The sequence below is a fragment of the Streptomyces siamensis genome, from assembly GCF_039543605.1.
Lineage (GTDB): Bacteria > Actinomycetota > Actinomycetes > Streptomycetales > Streptomycetaceae > Streptomyces > Streptomyces siamensis.
Window position 1 is genome coordinate 1 of sequence record NZ_BAABKB010000032.1, and the last position, 17,690, is coordinate 17,690.

The following is a 17,690-nucleotide window of genomic DNA, read 5'->3' on the forward strand; positions in this document are numbered from 1 at the left end:
CCCTCGCCGTTTGTTTGCGACCGCTTCTGACCAGCTCCGATCGAATCGAGGCGCCGGGGGAACGCGTGTCCGAGAGGGTTATCGGTCGGTCGTACGAGGCCTCATACCAGAGCGGGACGTCTGCCGGGGGACTTTGTCAACTGCCCACCGCACATGATGGCTTGGCGACTACTGTCAGTTGCCGTCGGGCGACGCGGGGCCGATTTTTTCGGCTCTCCCGACCGACACCGCGATGGCGCACGCCCGAGTCGCGGACCCGCGGGAGCCCCATGCCCCGACGTACCAGTACGAGGACGCCGATGTCTCACCTTCGCGCACCGGCCGCACGCGCAGACCGTCGTGAGGGCGGCGGGCGGCACGGACGGCCGGTCGCCCACACCGCCCCGTCGCAGCCCGAGACGCATCTGCGACCCCAGCTGCTGCGCCTCGCGGTGCTGCCGCCGACCGCCGTGGCCCTGAGCGCGTGCGCGGCCGTCCTGTTCATCGTGCGCTCCACCGGAATCCGGCCCGGCCTCGTCCTGTGGGCCGTCCTCGCGGGGGCCGGCGGCGTCGCCCTGGCCGGCATCCTGATCGCCGCGGTGGCGGCCGGCCGCGCCGCCAGGTCCGTACGGGACCGCGTCGGCGCACTGCGGCGCAGCAGCGCCCGCACCGAGGGCGAACTGCGCGCCCTCGTCGAAGGACTGCGCCGTGGCGAGAGCCCGCCCGCACGCAAGACGCGCCGTCAACCTCCCGCGCACGCCGACGACTTCGATCTGCTCGCCGCCGACCTCTCCCGCGCCCACGACGGTGCCGTCGCCGCCGTGGTGCAGGCCGCCCAGCTCTCCAGCCGGACGGGCAGCGAACAGAAGGTCGAGGTCTTCGTCAACCTGGCCCGGCGTCTCCAGTCGCTCGTGCACCGGGAGATCTCGATCCTCGACGAGCTGGAGAACGAGATCGAGGACCCTGACCTGCTCAAAGGCCTCTTCCACGTCGACCACCTGGCCACCCGCATCCGCCGCCACGCCGAGAACCTCGCCGTGCTGGGCGGCGCCGTCTCCCGCCGCCAGTGGAGCAACCCGGTCTCCATGACGGAGGTGCTGCGGTCCGCGATCGCCGAGGTCGAGCAGTACTCCCGGGTCAAACTGGTGCCCCCGATCGACGGCACCCTGCGCGGGCACGCGGTCGCCGACGTCATCCATCTGCTGGCCGAACTCGTCGAGAACGCCACGGTGTTCTCGGCACCGCACACCCAAGTGCTGCTGCGCGCCGACCTCGTCACCTCCGGCCTCGCCGTCGAGGTCGAGGACCGTGGCCTCGGCATGCCCGTGGACGAGCAGAACAAGATGAACGCGCTCCTCACCGATCCCGACCAGGTCAACGTCGCCAGCCTGCTCCAGGACGGCCGGATCGGCCTGTACGTCGTTTCCCAACTGGCTCGGCGGCACGGCATCCACGTCCGCCTCCAGAGCAACATCTACGGTGGCGTCCAGGCCGTGCTCGTCGTCCCGCAGGAACTGCTCGGCGGCGCCCCGGGTGAGCCAGGGGCGCTGCCGCAGGGGCGGCCCGACACGACGGGAAGGGGATCGCGTCCCGCGCCGGCGGACCCGAACCCGCATCCCGCACCGGCAGCTCCGGCCGCGCAGCCCGTGCCCGCACCCGCGGGCGCCCGCGTGGTGGCGCCCGTGCCCCGGCAGGCACAGCGGGAGCAGCCACCCCCACGCGTCCCGCAGGCCCGGCCCGGCGGTGCCCCCGCACCGCTCCCCGTACGCGGGACCCGGGCGGCGCGGCCCAACCCGGCGGACGCCGTGCCCGGCATCCGCCCGGAGGACCGGCACACCGTCGCGGAGAACGTGACCGCGCCGCCCACGCCACGCGTCGGGACCGTGCGCGGCACCATGGGCAAACCCCAACTGCCCAGGCGGCGGGCCCAGGAGCACATCGCGCCCCAACTGCGTGACGGGCCGGCCCCGCGCCAGGACCCCGAGTTCGTCGCCGGCCACGACCCGGGGCTGATGGCCGCCTTCCAGCGGGGCATCGGGCTCGCGGAGGCCGCGCACGCCGAGGCGGCACGCGGGGAGGAGCCGCCCGCGGACCGGCCGCACCTGGACCTGGTCCCCACGGACCCGCCGGCGCCCCGGGCAGCGGGCGTCGCGGGTCCCGTGAACGGCGGCGACCACCACGCGAGCCTCGGAGGCACGGGCCTCCGCAGCGAGGGTCCCGGGAGCGGCGGCTCCCCATACGCGCGTCTCGGCAGCGAGGGTCCCGGGAGCGGCGGCTCCCCATACGCGCGTCTCGGCAGCGAGGGTCCCGAGAACGGAGGCGCCCACTACGCCGGTCTCGGCAACGGGGGTCCCGGTCGCGCGGATGCCCACTTCGCGGGTCCGGGGACCTCGGGTCCCGGTCATGCGGACCCCGGCGGCGCGGACGCCCACCACACGGTCCTCGGCAGCGCGGGCCCCGGGATCGGCGGCGACCACCCCGCGGTTCTCGGAAACGCGGGCGCGGGCCACGCGAACGTCGCGAACGTGGGCCGCTGGGTCCGGGAGGCCGGTCCCGCGGATCTCGGGAGCACCGGCGCCGGCCACCCGCACCTGGGGAACACGGGCGTCGGCCGGGCGGACCTCCGGAGCACGGGCGGCAACGATGCAGGGCTCGGGAGCATCGACGCCGGCCACCGGCATCACGGAAACGCGGGCACCGGGCATGCGGAGTCCGCGCACACCGGTCATGCGGAGTCCGCGAGCACCCGCAGCGGGCTCACGGAGGAGCCGGCCACGGCACACATGGCCGAAGCGCCCACGACGCACGGGCCGGCACCGCACGGGACACGACCCACGACGTACGCGCCGGCACCGCACGAGACACAGGGGACACGGCACACCCTGCCCACGCCCGGACACGACCTCGCCCCCCGGCACGACGGCAGTGCTCCGGCCGGATGACCAGCCCCCTCACCACCCCCACCCCCTGCGCTCCCGCAGGCCTTCGTACCCCAAGGAGTCGATCCACCATGGCGAGCGATGCGCCGACCGGCCTCGTGTCCGACCTCGACTGGCTGATGAGCGGACTCGTACAGCGCGTGCCCCACACCACGAGCGCCGTACTGCTGTCCTGCGACGGACTCGTGAAGTCGGTCCACGGTCTCGACCCGGACAGCGCCGACCACATGGCGGCGCTCGCCTCCGGCCTCTACTCCCTCGGCCGCAGCGCGGGTGTCCGCTTCGGGGACGGCGGCGACGTACGACAGGTCGTCGTGGAACTCGACTCGACCCTGCTGTTCGTCTCCACCGCCGGCTCCGGCACCTGTCTCGCCGTGCTCGCCGGACGCGAGGCCGACGCGGCGGTGCTCGGCTACGAGATGGCGATGCTGGTCAAGAGCGTCCGCCCCTATCTGATGACCGCGCCCCGGCAGCACTCCGTCGAACCCCCGGCGATGAGGCCTTGAGCGTGGCCGCGGCCGGGGACGGGCCTTGGCTCGACGACGCGGCCGGACGCCTGGTGCGTCCCTACACGGTCAGCAACGGCCGGACCCGGCCGACGACCGCGCTCGACCTCCTGTCCCAGGTGATGGCCACCGGGGCGACCCCCCTCGGCTACCTCGGCCCCGAGCACACCCAGGCACTGGAACGCTGCCGGGCGCCCGTCTCGGTCGCCGAGATCGCCGCCCACCTGCGGCTTCCGGCGGTGGTCACCAAGGTGCTGCTGTCCGACCTCGTCGACTGCGGGGCGCTCACCACGAAGCCCCCGGAGTTCCACCACAACCCCACTGACCGGTCTCTTCTGGAGGCAGTGCTCGATGGACTACGACGACAGCTCTGACCCGTTCCCCACCGCGCTGAAGATCTTGGTGGCGGGAGGGTTCGGGGTCGGCAAGACGACCTTCGTCGGAGCGGTGAGCGAGATCGCGCCGCTCAGCACGGAGGAGCTGCTCACCACGGTCAGTGCCGCGACCGACAATCTCGACGGCATCGAGAACAAGGTCGAGACGACCGTCGCGATGGACTTCGGGCGCATCACCCTCGACCCGGAACACACGCTCTACCTGTTCGGCACCCCCGGGCAGGAGCGGTTCTGGTTCATGTGGGACGAGCTCTCCGAAGGCGCGCTCGGCGCGGTGATCCTCGCCGACACCCGCCGCCTGGAGGACTCCTTCGCGGCCGTCGACTTCTTCGAGCAGCGCGGTCTCGGATTCATCGTCGCGGTCAACGAGTTCGACGGTTCCTACCGCTACGACCCCGAGGAGGTGCGGGCGGCCATCGACCTCGACCCCGAGATCCCCGTGGTGCGCTGCGACGCCCGGATCTCCAGTTCGGGCGTGCAGACCCTGCTCACCCTGGTCCGGCATCTGCTCGCCCACGCCCCCTCCCACGCCCCGAGCCACGGGGCCCACACATGACGCACCCGCCACGTCACGGAGCCCACGCATGACGCCATTCCCGAGCCACGGAGCACGCAGATGAGCTACGACCCGCCGCGTCCGGCCGGTCGTCTGCTGCTGACGCCGGAGGACAAGGACGCGCCGGCCCGGGTGCGGCGGCTGCGCCTGCTCGGGCTGGGCACGTACGCGGAACCCGCCTTCGACGCCTTCGCCGACCGCCTCGCGGACGTCGCCGCGGTGCCGTACGCCATGGTCAACTTCATCGACGAGCAGCGGCAGTTCTTCGCCGGCCTGCACACCCCGGACGGCAACGTGACGGGCGTCGCGCCCACCGTGCCGGACACCGGGGACGGCGCCGCGTCGACCACGGGCGCCACCTCCGCCGCCGAGCCCGGCACGGACCCCGACGCGGGGCGGTACCGGAACCGCGACTTCGGCTACTGCCCCCACGTGGTGGTCCGCCGCAAGGCGCTCGTCCTGGAGGACGTCTGCGACTACCCGCGGTTCGCCGGCAACGCGGTCGTCGACGAGATCGGTGTCCGCTCCTACCTCGGAGCCCCGCTCATCGACCGCACCGGCATCGCCCTCGGCACGATCTGCGCCGTCGACGTCGAACCGCGCCCCTGGGGGAGAGCGGGCCTGGAGACCATCAAGGCGATGGCCGCGGAACTCGTCGAGCAGATCGGACGACGGGAGGACGGGCGGGCCCTGTGAGGGCCTGCTCCGGTGTCGCGGCCCGGCATCGGTCGGGGACAGGGCCCACGGAGGACGCAGGTGACGCGCGGCCCGGCAGCGGTCGGCGCCCCGAGGCCCGGCAGCGGTCGAATCCTGGCGCCCCGAGGCCCGGCAGTGGTCGAATCCCGGCGCCCCGTGGGAGGTTGGGCGTGCCCCCGCCGAGGAACGCTTGCGCCCGGACCTCCTCGACACCGCACGGAAAGGCACACCATGACCGATCTGCGTCTCGGTGCCCTCGGCTTCGGACTGCGCGGCTCCCTCGCACGCGTCGCCCACCGCCCCGGCCGGGGCTCGCGCGTGACCGTCGTCGCCGAGCACGATCCGGCACAGCGGGACCGCGCGGCCGACCGCATCCCCGGCGTCCGTACCGTCGACGACCACCACGAGGTCGTCGACGACCCCGACGTCGACGCCGTGCTCGTCCTCACCCCGGACCACACGCACGCCGACATCGCCTGCCGGGCGCTGCGTGCCGGAAAGCCCGTCCTCGTCGAGAAGCCCCTGGACATCACGATCGAGCGCTGCGACCTGATCCTGCGCACCGCCCACGAGACGGGCACCCGCCTGTACGTCGGTCACAACATGCGCCACATGCCGGTGATCCGTCTGATGCGCGACATCATCGCGCGCGGCGGGATCGGCACGGTCAAGACCGTGTGGGTGCGCCACTTCGTCGGCTACGGAGGGGACTGGTACTTCAAGGACTGGCACGCCGAACGGCGGTGCACCACGGGCCTGTTGCTGCAGAAGGGCGCCCACGACATCGACGTGCTGCACTGGCTGGCCGAGGGTTTCACCGAACGGGTGCAGGCGCTCGGCGGCCTCATGGTGTACGGGGACAACCCGCACCGCCGGGCCCCGGGGGAACCCAAGACCGACGACTGGTACACGAAGGACGGCCACTGGCCCGCGCACACCCAGCGCTCACTGAACCCGGTCATCGACGTCGAGGACGTGTCGCTGGTCAACATGCGCCTCGACAACGGAGTGCTGGCGGCCTACCAGCAGTGCCACTTCACCCCCGACTACTGGCGCAACTACACCGTCATCGGCGACGCCGGGCGTCTGGAGAACTTCGGGGACGGCCCCGGCGCCGTGGTGAAGGTGTGGAACAGCCGGCGCTCCGGACAACGGGACCGGGCCGACGCCGAGTACCCGGTGCCCGCGGTGGACGAGGACGCCGAGCACGGTGGCGCGGACCCGCTGCTGATCGACGAGTTCCTGCGCTTCGTCCGCGACGGAGGGCGCACCGACACCTCCCCGGTCGCCGCGCGCATGGCGGTGGCGGCGGGATTCCGTGCCACGCAGTCGCTGCGGGACGGCGGCACCCCGCTCGACGTGCCCCCGCTCGACCCGGAACTGGTCGCCTACTTCGAGCGGGGACAGGTCCGCGAGGAGGCGTGAAGGAAAGCTGGGGCCGCGCTTAAGAAAACCTCGATGGACCAGGAGTACCCGCGTACGGCAGATTTCTCGGGGAATTCACCCCTCTCCCCGGACCGGGCCCCTTCGGCGTGCCCTGCCCCGGGAACCTCACCCACAGGAGCCGTCGCGTGAAGGCGCTGGTCAAGGAGAAGGCGGAGCCCGGACTCTGGCTCACGGACGTCCCGGAGCCGCAGGCCGGCCCCGGCGACGTACTGATCAAGGTCCTCAGGACCGGTATCTGCGGCACCGACCTGCACATCCGCAACTGGGACGGCTGGGCGCAGCAGGCCGTCAGCACGCCCCTGGTGCTCGGCCACGAGTTCGTCGGCGAGGTCGTCGAGACCGGCCGTGACGTCGCCGACATCAAGGTCGGCGACCGCGTCAGCGGCGAGGGCCATCTGGTCTGCGGCAAGTGCCGCAACTGTCTGGCCGGACGCCGTCACCTCTGCCGGGCCACGGTCGGCCTCGGCGTCGGCCGCGACGGAGCGTTCGCCGAGTACGTCGTCCTGCCCGCGTCCAACGTCTGGGTGCACCGCGTCCCCGTCGACCTCGACGTCGCCGCGATCTTCGACCCCTTCGGCAACGCCGTGCACACGGCGCTGTCCTTCCCGCTGGTGGGCGAGGACGTCCTGATCACCGGAGCGGGCCCGATCGGTCTGATGGCCGCCGCCGTGGCCCGCCACGCGGGAGCCCGCAACGTCGTGATCACCGACGTCAGCGAGGAGCGCCTGGAACTCGCCCGCAAGATCGGTGTGAGCCTGGCCCTCGACGTCTCGGAGGCGACGATCACCGACGGCCAGCGCGAGCTCGGTCTGCGCGAGGGCTTCGACATCGGCCTGGAGATGTCCGGCCGCCCCGAGGCGATGCGCGACATGATCGCCAACATGACGCACGGCGGCCGGATCGCCATGCTCGGCCTGCCGTCCCAGGAGTTCCCGGTCGACTGGTCCCGGATCGTCACCTCCATGATCACGATCAAGGGCATCTACGGCCGCGAGATGTTCGAGACCTGGTACGCCATGTCGGTCCTCCTCGAAGGCGGACTCGACCTCGCCCCCGTGATCACCGGCCGCTACGGCTTCCGCGACTACGAGGCGGCCTTCGCCGACGCGGCGAGCGGCCGCGGCGGCAAGATCATCCTCGACTGGACCGCTTGATCTCCGGCTCGGTTCGCCACCGGGGCGCACCAGCCCGGCCGGAGGCCCGACCGTGCCCGGCCCGTCGGGCCTCCGGCGCGCTCGCCCTCCCGGCACAGGTGCGCCCCTCCGGCCCACTCGCCCCCTGCCCCTGCGCCCCCTGCACTTGATGGAGCCCCTTATGTTCGACTCCGTACGCGACGATCTCCGCGCCACCCTCGACGAGATCCGCGCCGCGGGCCTGCACAAGCCCGAGCGGGTCATCGGCAGCCCGCAGTCCGCGACGGTGAACGTCACCGCCGGCGGCCGTCCCGGCGAGGTCCTCAACTTCTGCGCCAACAACTACCTCGGCCTCGCCGACCACCCCGACGTCGTCGCGGCCGCCCACGAGGCGCTCGACCGCTGGGGCTACGGCATGGCCTCCGTGCGGTTCATCTGCGGCACGCAGGAGGTGCACAAGGAGCTGGAGGCGCGGCTGTCCGCGTTCCTCGGCCAGGAGGACACGATCCTCTACTCCTCCTGCTTCGACGCCAACGGCGGCGTCTTCGAGACCCTGCTCGGCGCCGAGGACGCGGTCATCTCCGACGCCCTCAACCACGCCTCGATCATCGACGGCATCCGGCTGTCGAAGGCGCGCCGCTTCCGGTACGCGAACCGTGACATGGCCGACCTGGAGGCCCAGCTCAAGGCGGCCTCGGACGCCCGCCGCCGGCTGATCGTCACCGACGGCGTCTTCTCGATGGACGGCTATGTCGCGCCGCTGCAGGAGATCTGCGACCTCGCGGACCGCTACGACGCCATGGTCATGGTCGACGACTCGCACGCCGTCGGCTTCGTCGGCCCCGGCGGACGCGGCACGCCCGAGCTGCACGGCGTCATGGACCGTGTCGACATCATCACGGGCACCCTCGGCAAGGCGCTCGGCGGCGCCTCGGGCGGCTACGTGGCCGCCCGCGCCGAGATCGTCGCGCTGCTGCGCCAGCGTTCGCGCCCGTACCTCTTCTCGAACACGCTCGCCCCGGTGATCGCGGCGGCCTCGCTCAAGGTGCTCGACCTGCTGGAGTCGGCCGACGACCTGCGGATCAGGCTCGCCGAGAACACCGCGCTGTTCCGTTCCCGGATGACCGAGGAGGGCTTCGACGTCCTTCCCGGCGACCACGCGATCGCCCCCGTCATGATCGGGGACGCGGCCGTCGCCGGACGCATGGCGGAGCTCCTGCTGGAGCGGGGTGTCTACGTGATCGGCTTCTCGTACCCGGTCGTTCCGCAGGGCCAGGCCCGCATCCGGGTGCAGCTGTCGGCCGCCCACTCGACCGAGGATGTGAACCGCGCGGTGGACGCCTTCGTGGCGGCCCGCGCCGAGCTCGACGGCTGAGGAACCCCCGCGACCTGAGAGAATCGGTCGCATGATCGAAGCGCGGCGGCTCCACATCCTCCGTGCGGTGGCCGACCACCGCACGGTCACGGCGGCTGCCGCCGCGCTCTACCTCACGCCCTCGGCGGTCTCCCAGCAGCTGACCGCGCTGGAGCAGGAGACGGGCCACCGCCTCGTCGAGCGCGGCGCGAAGGGCGTCAGGCTGACGCCCGCCGGTGAGATCCTGCTCGGCCACACCAACGCGGTGCTGGCCCAACTGGAGCGCGCGGAGGCCGAGTTGGCCGCGTACGGCGCGGGTTCGGCGGGTACGGTGACCATCGCGTCCTTCGCGACCGGCATAGGTCTGGTGGTCGCGCCCGCACTGGCGCGCCTGTCCGGCGCGGCCCCCGGGATCCACGTCCGGGTGCAGGACGCCGAGGGCGACGCCAGTCTGCCGATGGTGCTCGACCGGCAGATCGACATCGCGGTCGCCGTCGAGTACCGGGGAGCCCCCGACGCCGACGACCCCCGCCTGACGCACGTCCCGCTCTACGCGGAGCCCTTCGACGCGGTCGTCCCCGTCGCCCACCGCTTCGCCGACGCCGACGAGGTGCCGCTCGCCGAGCTGGCCAAGGACCCGTGGATCGGCCCCTACCCGGGCAACCCCTGTCATGACGTGGTCGTCCTGGCCTGCGAGAACGCCGGCTTCCAGCCCCGTCTCGAACACTCCTCCGACGACTTCCGTGCCGTCGTCGCGCTGGCCTCGGCCGACGCGGGCGTCGCACTCGTACCCCGCTCGGCGCTGCGCGGCATGGACCTCACGGGCGTGGTCGTGCGCCCTGTCGACGGCGTCGCGCCCACCCGTCGTGTCTTCGCCGCCGTACGGCGGGGAGCGGAGGGGCATCCGTTGATCCGGCCGGTCCTGGACGCGCTCACCGAGGCCGCGACCGCCGACTGAGCAAGCCGCCGTCCCGGATGTGGGATAGCATCCCGAATGAGGGACGCGAGAGGGAGGCGCCATGGGCGACGAGGTCGATGTCCGGCTCGGTGCCCGGCTGGCCGAGCTGAGGGCCGAGCGCGGCTGGTCCCTCGGCGAGCTGGCGGAGCGCAGCGGAGTGAGCCGGTCCACCCTGTCCCGCACCGAGCGCGCCGAGATCAGCCCCACCGCGTCGCAGCTCAACCGGCTGTGCGCGGTGTACGGACGCACCATGTCGCAGCTGCTCAGCGAGATCGAGCCGGAACCCGCCCTGCTGGTACGGGCGGCCGAACAGGCGATCTGGGAGGACACGTCCTCGGGCTTCGTGCGACGGTCGGTGTCGCCGCCGCACGCCGGGCTGCGCGGTGAACTCGTCGAGGGACGGCTCGCGGCGGGCGCGGCCATCGACTACGACCGTCCCCCCGTACCCGGCCTGGAACAGCACATCTGGGTCCTCGACGGAACCCTCGAGGTGACCGCTCAGGACGTCGCGCAGCGGCTCGGCGCCGGGGACTGCCTCCGGCTGCGGGTGTGGGGGCCGACCCGCTTCCGATGTCCCGGCCCCGAGGCCGTGCGCTACGCCCTGGTGGTGGTGCTCCCGTGACCGCCGTCGCCCGCCTGGACGCCTCCGAAGTCCTCGCCTGCGCGGGAGAGCTGGCCGACCTCCTGACCGACACCGTGCTCGGGGGAGCCTCCGTCGGCTTCCTCGCGCCGCTGGACCGGGCGACAGCCGTCGCCTGGTGGGAGGAGCGCGCCGCCGCGGTGTCGGCGGGCCGGCTCGCCGTATGGGTGGCCCGCGACGCGGAACGGCTGCTCGGCACCGTCGGGCTCGCCTTCCCGGACAAGCCCAACAGCCGCCACCGCGCCGAACTCGTGAAGCTGATGGTCCACCGCGACGGCCGGGGACAGGGCGTCGGCCGCACGCTTGTGACCACCGCCGAGGCCGCCGCCGTCCATGCCGGGGTCACCCTCCTGCACCTGGACACGGAGACCGACAGTCCCGCCGAGTCCCTCTACCGCTCCGCGGGCTGGACCCGGATCGGCGCGATCCCCGACTACGCGGCGGCCCCGTCCGGAGAGCTGCGCGGGACGACGATCTACTACAAGCAGGTGGGAGCGGCGGCGCCCGCACCGGCCCTTCGACCTCGTATCCAGGCGTGATTGTCAGTGCCTTTGGCTACGGTGCGTCCCATGCCGGAAGCCGAAGACGTACGCCGTGTCGCCCTCTCCCTGCCCGACACGACGGAGAAGATCGCGTGGAGCATGCCCACGTTCAGGGTCGCGGGCAAGATGTTCGCCACGCTCCCGGAGGACGAGACCTCCATCGCGGTGCGCTGCCCGAAGGAGGAGCGCGACGAACTCGTCCTGGCCGAGCCCGGCAAGTTCTGGATCGCCGACCACGAGGCGGGCTTCGCCTGGGTGCGGGTCCGCCTCGCCGCCCTGGAGGACGACGACGAACTGCGTGACATCCTCGCCGACTCCTGGCGTCAGGCGGCACCGCCCCGGCTGATCGACGCCTACCCGGACCTGGGCCTCCCGTCCGCCGACTGAAACGGCCCCGGCGCCGTCCGTGCCCCGTGGCATGATCCGGAAGCGTGAGCCGAGCGCACGGCGCCCGGTTCGGCTGGGGACGGGTGGGGCATGTGCAGTCAGGGGAGGGGAACGAACGGGATGGCCGGGACGTCATCGGGCGGGACATCACTGGGCGACGAGCCGGGCGGCGGACGACGGGACGAACCGTCGGACCGCGCGGGGAAGGCGCGCCCCGGAGAACGGCGGCGTCGCGACATCGTTGCCGCGGGGGCGCCCTCGCCCGTCTGGTCGCGGGACTTCGCCCTCTTCTTCGTCGCACGCGCCCTCGCCCGGCTCGGCGACACCATGCTCCCGGTGGCGCTGGCCGCCGGACTGCTGCGGTACGGATACGGGGTCGGCGCGGTCGGCCTGGCCATGGCCGCGTCGGCGGCCCCGTTCGCGGGCCTGGTGATCTTCGGAGGGGTCATCGCCGACCGGTTCAGCACGCGCAAGCTCATGATCGGCGCCGACCTGGTGCGGCTGGTCACCCAGTCACTCGCCGCCGCGCTGTTCTTCGCCGGCCACGTGGTGCTCTGGCAGATCTGCGTGATCGGCGCGGTCAACGGCGTGGCCGGCGCGGTGTTCCAGCCCGGCGTCGCCAGTACGGTGCCGCGCCTCGCCACCGACGTCCAGGGGGCCAACGGCGCCATACGGATCGCCGAGTCCGCCGCCCAGCTCGCCGGCCCCGCGCTGGCGGGCCTGCTGGTCGCGTTCTCCTCCGCCGGCGGCGTCTTCGCCGCCCACGCGGCGACCTACGCGCTCAGCGCCCTGTGCCTGCTCCTGCTCCGGCTGCCCCCGGCCGCCCCCGGAAGCCGGTCCCACAGCGGCAGCTTCAGGGCCGATCTCGCCGAGGGCTGGCGGGAGTTCAGATCCCGCACCTGGCTCTGGGGCGTCATCGTCATCTGGTGCGTCTACATGATCTCCATCTGGGGGCCGACCGTCCCCCTGGTGGCCACCGAGGTGGTGCAGGAGCACGGCCCGCGCGCCTACGGCCTGGTCAACTCGGCCCTCGGCGCGGGCACCGTCATCGGCGGACTGATCGCGCTGCGGCTGCGCCCCCGCCGCATGCTGCGGGCCGGCGCGTTCGCCCTCTTCGCCTTCGCCTGCTTCCCGGCGACCGTCGGATGGGGGCTCGGCGTGGCGGCCATGTCGGCCGGCGCCGTCGTGGCCGGCGCGGGCATGTCGGTGTGGGGCGTGATGTGGGCGACGAGCGTGCAGACCCAGGTGGCGCCCGACGTCCTCAACCGCATCCACGCGTACGACGTCGCGGGCTCCCTGGCCATGATGCCCGTCGGCCAGGCGCTCGCCGGACCGGCCGCCGCGGCGCTCGGCGCCGACCACGTGCTGCTCATCGCCGGCGTCATGACCCTCGTCGTCTCGACCGCCCTGCTGGCGGTGCCCGCGATCCGCAACCTGGTCCGTGTCGACGGCCCCCCGCCGTCGCCCCGCCCGCCCGCCGCGACGGAACCCGTGTCCGCCGCGGCCGCCCGGCAGGAGGACCGCCCGGCCGTGTGAACCCACCGGCGGCCGGCGCGCCGCTCACCCGTCGCCCCGGGCCGCCGGGCGTCCGGTCATCCGTGGACCCGGGCGCCCAGGAAGGCGCCGATCCGCTCCCGAAGGGACGCCGGGTCCAGACCGTGGGCGGCGACATGCTCCTCGACCGTCCCGTACCGGCGCAGCTCACGGCGGCCCACACCGAGGCCCAGGACCCGGTGCGGCACGTCGGCGAGCGCGTCGGCCACCTCCTTCGTGGACGTGCCCGCCAGATACGGCTCGACGAGGACCACATCGGTGCCCGCGGTCTGTGTGGCCCGGCGCAGCGCCGCCGCGTCGAAGGGCCGGACGGTGGTCGCGTACAACACGGTCACGTCGAGCCCCTCCGTGGCGGCCAGCGCGGCGTCGAGCATCGGACCGACCGCGACGACCACGCCCGCGTGCCCCTCGCGCACGGTGAGGAAGCGCGCTCCGTCGACAGGCAGCCCCTGCGCGTTCGACTGCGCGGACAGGCGAACGTACACCTTGTCGTCCCCGGCCGCCACCGCGTGGCGCAGCAGCGTCTCGGCCTCGTCGGGATGACCCGGGACGTGCACCGTCCAGCCGTCCAGCGTGTCGAGGAGGGTCACGTCGCCGGGCGACATGTGGGTGAAGCCGCCCGCCGGCCAGTCGAAGGACGCGGCGGCACTGACGAGCACCGCGCCCGCGTCCTGGTGCCCGAGGTCCAGTTTGACCTGCTCGAAGGGCCGTTCCACGAGGAAGCTGGCGAAGGTGTGCAGCACGGGACGCAGCCCGGTCAGCGCGAGGCCCGCGCCCGCGCCGATCAGCAACTGCTCGCGAATGCCCACGTTGACGACCCGGTCGGGATGCCTGCTCCGGGCCTCCGCGAAGCCGTCCTTGCCGATCTCGGCCAGGACGACCGCGACACGGGGGTCCTCGTCGAGCAGCCGGGAGACGACAGGGGCGAAACGGTCACGCATGGTGTCCATGGGATGTGTGTCCTTCCGTCGGCTCAGGCCGACTTCGGTTCGACCTGGGCGACGACCACGCGCGGACGTCCCGGATGGGGGGCCGTGAAGGCGGCGTACAGGGCTTCGTGGTCGCGGCCGTCCACCGTCGCGGCGGACCAGCCGGCCGCCTCGAACCGGGCCGCGATGCCGCCGGGGCGGGCGTGACTGGCGGACGAGTTGTCGACGACCACGGTGTGGAGCCGTTCCAGACCGGCCGGACCGGCGAAGGCGATCGCCTCGTGATTGCTTCCCTCGTCCAGTTCCGCGTCGCCGATCAGCACCCATACGCGGGGTTCGTCCAGTCCCTGTGCGCGCAGCCCCAGAGCCGTTCCGACTCCGATCGGCAGTCCGTGACCGAGGGACCCGCTGCCGATCTCGGCGCCCGGTACGAGGACACGGTCGGGGTGGTGGCCCAGCGGCGACGCGTAGGAGCCGAATCCGGGCAGCCACGACTCGGGCACGAACCCCTTGGCCGCGAGCACGGCGTAGTACGCCATGGGTCCGTGTCCCTTGGAGAGCAGGAACCGGTCCCGCTCCGGATCGTTCACACGGTCGGGCGCGACCCGCAGCACCCGGTCGTACAGCACCCACAGGGCGTCCATGGTCGACGTCGCCGCAGGTCCGTGCTTCTCGTCGCCGGTCATCAGCCCCATCAGGCGGGGCAGGTCCGTGTACGCGTACCGCTGCGTCGCTGTGATCGTCATGCCGACGATCGTGCAACCTCAACCAAACTTCAGGTCAACCCGCACTCGTCCCGGGCCTGGACCCACATAAACGGGTGCGCGACCACAGGCGCGAGTGCGGTATTGTTTCCGTGCACGTTCGGCCCAGGGAAACCCCAGGTCAGACGGGCACCGGGACGTGGCGCAGCTTGGTAGCGCACTTGACTGGGGGTCAAGGGGTCGCAGGTTCAAATCCTGTCGTCCCGACGGTGCGAAGGGTCTTCGCGGGCAAGAGCCCGCGGGGCCCTTTTTGCGTTTCCCCCGCGACCGCTGACGGTGACGCGGTGGCGGTGGCGGTGACGGTTGAGTGCGTGAGCCGGCCGGGGCCCCGGCCGAACTCGTGGCACGGACGGACTGCTCCGGTCAGTCGGCGCGGCGGGTGAAGCGCGCGGCGATCGTGACGCGGGTCAACGGCCTGAGCATGCCGGCCTGGTTCCAGGACATGCCGAAGTCCCCGCGGTCCAGCGGGAGTTCGGCGGTGAGCGTGACCGCGTCGGCGGAGATCTCGGACGCCTTGGCGGTGAAGGACAGCGCGCGGGTCACGCCCACCACGGTCAGGTCGCCGGTGACGTGGACGGCCGCGTCGCCGGACGGCGTGACCTCCGTGGCGGTGAAGACGAGCGAGGAGTGCGTCTCCACGTCGAAGAAGTCCGCGGAGCGCAGGTGCTTGTCGCGCTTGGCGTTCCTGGTGTCCAGGGACGCGGCGCCGATGGTCACGCTGCCGTGCGCGCCGCCCCCGGCGAGGACCTCGCCGTCGCCGGCGACCTCGGTGAACACCCCCTTGACGTTCAACAGGCCCCAGAACGTGCGGTGCTGGAACCCGACGGTGGTGCCTGCCGGGTCGAGGGTCCAGTGACCCGCCGAGACGTCCGGGAGTGCGCCGGGCCGGGAGGAGGGGGTGGTGTGGGACATGGTCGTCCGTGCCTTTCGTGAGCGGTCCGGTGCCCTGGCGGCGCCGGAGTCGGTGATAGGGGGCGGGAGGGGCTCGGCCCGGTGGCCGCGGCCGGGTGCGATGTCGATCGGTTGAATGATGAATACATCGCCAGCTACTACTACGCCAGCTATTAGGTAGCTCGCGAGATAATAGATGGGCGGGGTATTCTCGGCAAGTGGGTGAGGACTCGGGATCGGACTACGGGAGCCAGCGCATGGGGGAGTCCCAGCAGTCAGTGGAGCGGGCCGGGTGTCCCGGCGCGGCGGACCAGTGTCCGAGCGCCGAGGAGACCGACCTGCTGCAGCGGTGGAACGGCCTGGCGACGGGGTTCCGCGAGCTCACGGACGAACTGATCGCCGAGGCCCAGCGCGAGGTGGGGCTGCCGCCCTCGTCCCTCGAAGTGCTCTGCTTCCTGGTCGCCTCGCCGGACCGGGCCGCTCCGATGCGGCTGCTGTCCCAGACGCTCGGCTTCTCCACCGCGGGGACGACCGGAGTGGTCGACCGGCTGGCCGACGCCGGTCTCGTCGAGCGCCGCCCGTCCCGTTCGGACCGCAGGGTGACGTATGCCGTGCTGACGCCGCTCGGCCGGGAGACGGCCACGACCGCGGCGAAGGTGTTCGCCGACGCGGTGCGCCGTCGTGTCGTGGAACCCCTGGGGGAGGAGGGCTTCGCCTCCTTCGCCCGCGCCTTCGTCACGCTGGGCATCGTGGACGCGCCCTGCGAGGAGTCGACGGAGTCCTGCTGACGGCGGTGCCCGGGCCGCCCGCTGCTCCCCGCCGCGCGGTCGTCGGCCGCCCGCCGTCGGCGGGCGGCCGACCGGACCGGTGCCGGCGGCGGCCGACCGGACCGGTGCCAGGGCCGGCCGGCCGGACGGGTGCCCGTCAGGCCTTGAAGCCGACCCCGCCGTACAGGGAGACCGGTGCGTCGCCGATGGAGGTCTCGTCCTCCGCGAGCTCGGGATGCCAGTCCTTCACGGACACGACGCCCGGTTCGACCAGGTCGAGCCCCTCGAAGAAACGGCCGACCTCGGCGTGGGAGCGGCCGACGAGGGTCATCCCGCCCTTCGCATACGTCTCGATTCCGCGCCGTACGTTCTCGGGCTCGAAGTCGGCGGTCATCGCCGACAGGGCCAGGCAGCTGCCCGGCGCCAGCGCCTCGACCAGGGTCTCCACCAGCTCGTACGCCCCGCTCTCGTCGGTGATGAAGTGCATCAGGGCGATCAGGGACAGGGCTACGGGCCGGTCGAGGTCCAGGACGCGCCCCGCCTCGGCGAGTATCTTCTCCGGCTCGCGCACGTCGGCCTGGATGTACTCCGTCACGCCCTGCGGGGTCCCGCGCAGCAGCGCCCCGGCGTGGGCGAGGACGATCGGGTCGTTGTCGACGTACACCACCCGCGCGTCCGCGGTGGTGCGCTGCGCGATCTGGTGGAGGTTGGGCTCCGTGGGAATGCCGGTGCCGATGTCGAGGAACTGCCGGATCCCCGCCGCGCCGACGACATGGCGGGTGGCCCGCTGCATGAACCAGCGGTTGCTTCGGGCGGCCCGTTCGGCGCCCGGATCGAGCGACATGATGTGCCGGCCGAGCTCCTCGTCGACCGGGTAGTTGTCCTTGCCTCCGAGATACCAGTCGTACACCCGTGCCGGATGCGGCCTGCCGGTGTCGATCCGGTCCACGGTGGACTCGGGCCCCGTCATGCGGCAACTCCTTTGCTGGGTCTGCCTGTTCGCCCTGCCTGGGGGTGTTCGGCAGTACGTGCGAGCAGTGTGCCATCCCGGCGGGGCGGCAGGGGTCCGGGTGACGTTCCGGGGTCGGGGGAGCGGGATCTTCCCAGACGGCCGGGCGTGGGTCTATAGTCGAAAACTAGCAGTGCTAATTAATTGCTTCCGTCCCTTTCGCCGGTCCCCGTGATCCGGAGATCCCGCGCCCGCGGGACCGGCGATCCCGTGATCCGCGCCCGCGTCACACCGTGATCGCGTGA

Annotated in this window: 18 protein-coding genes and 1 tRNA gene; 15 read left to right on the forward strand and 4 right to left on the reverse strand. The window is 72.6% G+C overall.

Annotated elements, in window-relative coordinates:
• The first annotated feature begins 299 nt into the window (after positions 1–299).
• The 13 genes from ABEB03_RS33615 to ABEB03_RS33675 all read left to right on the forward strand — a co-directional run bounded on the left by ABEB03_RS33615 (position 300) and on the right by ABEB03_RS33675 (position 13,067).
• Positions 300–2,921, forward strand: coding sequence for a sensor histidine kinase (locus ABEB03_RS33615; protein ID WP_425589342.1), 2,622 nt, complete (start codon positions 300–302; stop codon positions 2,919–2,921).
• 68 nt (positions 2,922–2,989) lie between these two features.
• A complete protein-coding gene (locus ABEB03_RS33620; RefSeq protein ID WP_095937899.1) occupies positions 2,990–3,424 on the forward strand; it encodes a roadblock/LC7 domain-containing protein in 435 nt (144 codons plus the stop codon).
• A 2-nt stretch (positions 3,425–3,426) separates the two neighbouring features.
• On the forward strand, positions 3,427–3,798 hold the full coding sequence (locus ABEB03_RS33625) for a DUF742 domain-containing protein (protein ID WP_028798869.1): 372 nt from the start codon (positions 3,427–3,429) through the stop codon (positions 3,796–3,798).
• A complete protein-coding gene (locus tag ABEB03_RS33630) occupies positions 3,776–4,375 on the forward strand; it encodes a GTP-binding protein (protein WP_345656621.1) in 600 nt (199 codons plus the stop codon). Before ABEB03_RS33625 ends, ABEB03_RS33630 begins: the two co-directional genes overlap by 23 nt.
• A gap of 60 nt (positions 4,376–4,435) precedes the next feature.
• Positions 4,436–5,071: a GAF domain-containing protein gene (locus ABEB03_RS33635; protein WP_345656622.1), complete on the forward strand. Its 636-nt coding sequence runs from the start codon at positions 4,436–4,438 to the stop codon at positions 5,069–5,071.
• 231 nt (positions 5,072–5,302) lie between these two features.
• Positions 5,303–6,496 (forward strand): Gfo/Idh/MocA family protein, encoded by a 1,194-nt coding sequence (locus tag ABEB03_RS33640; RefSeq protein ID WP_345656624.1) that lies wholly within the window; start codon positions 5,303–5,305, stop codon positions 6,494–6,496.
• A gap of 146 nt (positions 6,497–6,642) precedes the next feature.
• Positions 6,643–7,671 carry an L-threonine 3-dehydrogenase gene (gene tdh, locus ABEB03_RS33645; RefSeq protein WP_345656626.1) on the forward strand — a complete coding sequence of 343 codons (1,029 nt, stop codon included), beginning with the start codon at positions 6,643–6,645 and terminating at the stop codon, positions 7,669–7,671.
• 160 nt (positions 7,672–7,831) lie between these two features.
• On the forward strand, positions 7,832–9,025 hold the full coding sequence (locus ABEB03_RS33650; RefSeq protein ID WP_095937904.1) for a glycine C-acetyltransferase: 1,194 nt from the start codon (positions 7,832–7,834) through the stop codon (positions 9,023–9,025).
• 31 nt (positions 9,026–9,056) lie between these two features.
• Positions 9,057–9,962, forward strand: coding sequence for a LysR family transcriptional regulator (locus ABEB03_RS33655; protein ID WP_345656627.1), 906 nt, complete (start codon positions 9,057–9,059; stop codon positions 9,960–9,962).
• Positions 9,963–10,023: 61 nt separating this feature from the next.
• Positions 10,024–10,584: a helix-turn-helix domain-containing protein gene (locus ABEB03_RS33660; protein ID WP_345656628.1), complete on the forward strand. Its 561-nt coding sequence runs from the start codon at positions 10,024–10,026 to the stop codon at positions 10,582–10,584.
• Complete coding sequence (locus ABEB03_RS33665) at positions 10,581–11,141, forward strand: GNAT family N-acetyltransferase (RefSeq protein ID WP_345656629.1); 561 nt, start codon at positions 10,581–10,583, stop codon at positions 11,139–11,141. The genes ABEB03_RS33660 and ABEB03_RS33665 overlap by 4 nt, the downstream gene beginning before the upstream one ends.
• A 30-nt stretch (positions 11,142–11,171) precedes the next feature.
• Complete coding sequence (locus ABEB03_RS33670) at positions 11,172–11,531, forward strand: MmcQ/YjbR family DNA-binding protein (RefSeq protein ID WP_345656630.1); 360 nt, start codon at positions 11,172–11,174, stop codon at positions 11,529–11,531.
• Positions 11,532–11,651: 120 nt separating this feature from the next.
• Positions 11,652–13,067, forward strand: coding sequence for an MFS transporter (locus ABEB03_RS33675; protein WP_345656632.1), 1,416 nt, complete (start codon positions 11,652–11,654; stop codon positions 13,065–13,067).
• Between the two features lie 56 nt (positions 13,068–13,123).
• On the opposite strand, the gene ABEB03_RS33680 is transcribed toward ABEB03_RS33675, so the two are convergent.
• Positions 13,124–14,035: a transketolase family protein gene (locus ABEB03_RS33680; protein ID WP_345656633.1), complete on the reverse strand. Its 912-nt coding sequence runs from the start codon at positions 14,033–14,035 to the stop codon at positions 13,124–13,126.
• A gap of 23 nt (positions 14,036–14,058) precedes the next feature.
• Complete coding sequence (locus ABEB03_RS33685) at positions 14,059–14,760, reverse strand: transketolase (protein WP_345656634.1); 702 nt, start codon at positions 14,758–14,760, stop codon at positions 14,059–14,061.
• Between the two features lie 151 nt (positions 14,761–14,911).
• Between ABEB03_RS33685 and ABEB03_RS33690 the strand changes: the two genes are divergently transcribed.
• Positions 14,912–14,985: transfer RNA gene (locus ABEB03_RS33690), tRNA-Pro, on the forward strand.
• Positions 14,986–15,141: 156 nt separating this feature from the next.
• Here ABEB03_RS33690 and ABEB03_RS33695 read toward each other — a convergent pair.
• On the reverse strand, positions 15,142–15,690 hold the full coding sequence (locus tag ABEB03_RS33695; RefSeq protein ID WP_345656635.1) for a YceI family protein: 549 nt from the start codon (positions 15,688–15,690) through the stop codon (positions 15,142–15,144).
• Positions 15,691–15,887: 197 nt separating this feature from the next.
• Between ABEB03_RS33695 and ABEB03_RS33700 the strand changes: the two genes are divergently transcribed.
• Positions 15,888–16,457 carry a MarR family winged helix-turn-helix transcriptional regulator gene (locus ABEB03_RS33700; protein ID WP_345656637.1) on the forward strand — a complete coding sequence of 190 codons (570 nt, stop codon included), beginning with the start codon at positions 15,888–15,890 and terminating at the stop codon, positions 16,455–16,457.
• A gap of 136 nt (positions 16,458–16,593) precedes the next feature.
• On the opposite strand, the gene ABEB03_RS33705 is transcribed toward ABEB03_RS33700, so the two are convergent.
• Positions 16,594–17,406 carry an SAM-dependent methyltransferase gene (locus ABEB03_RS33705; protein ID WP_345656638.1) on the reverse strand — a complete coding sequence of 271 codons (813 nt, stop codon included), beginning with the start codon at positions 17,404–17,406 and terminating at the stop codon, positions 16,594–16,596.
• Positions 17,407–17,690: the final 284 nt, after the last annotated feature.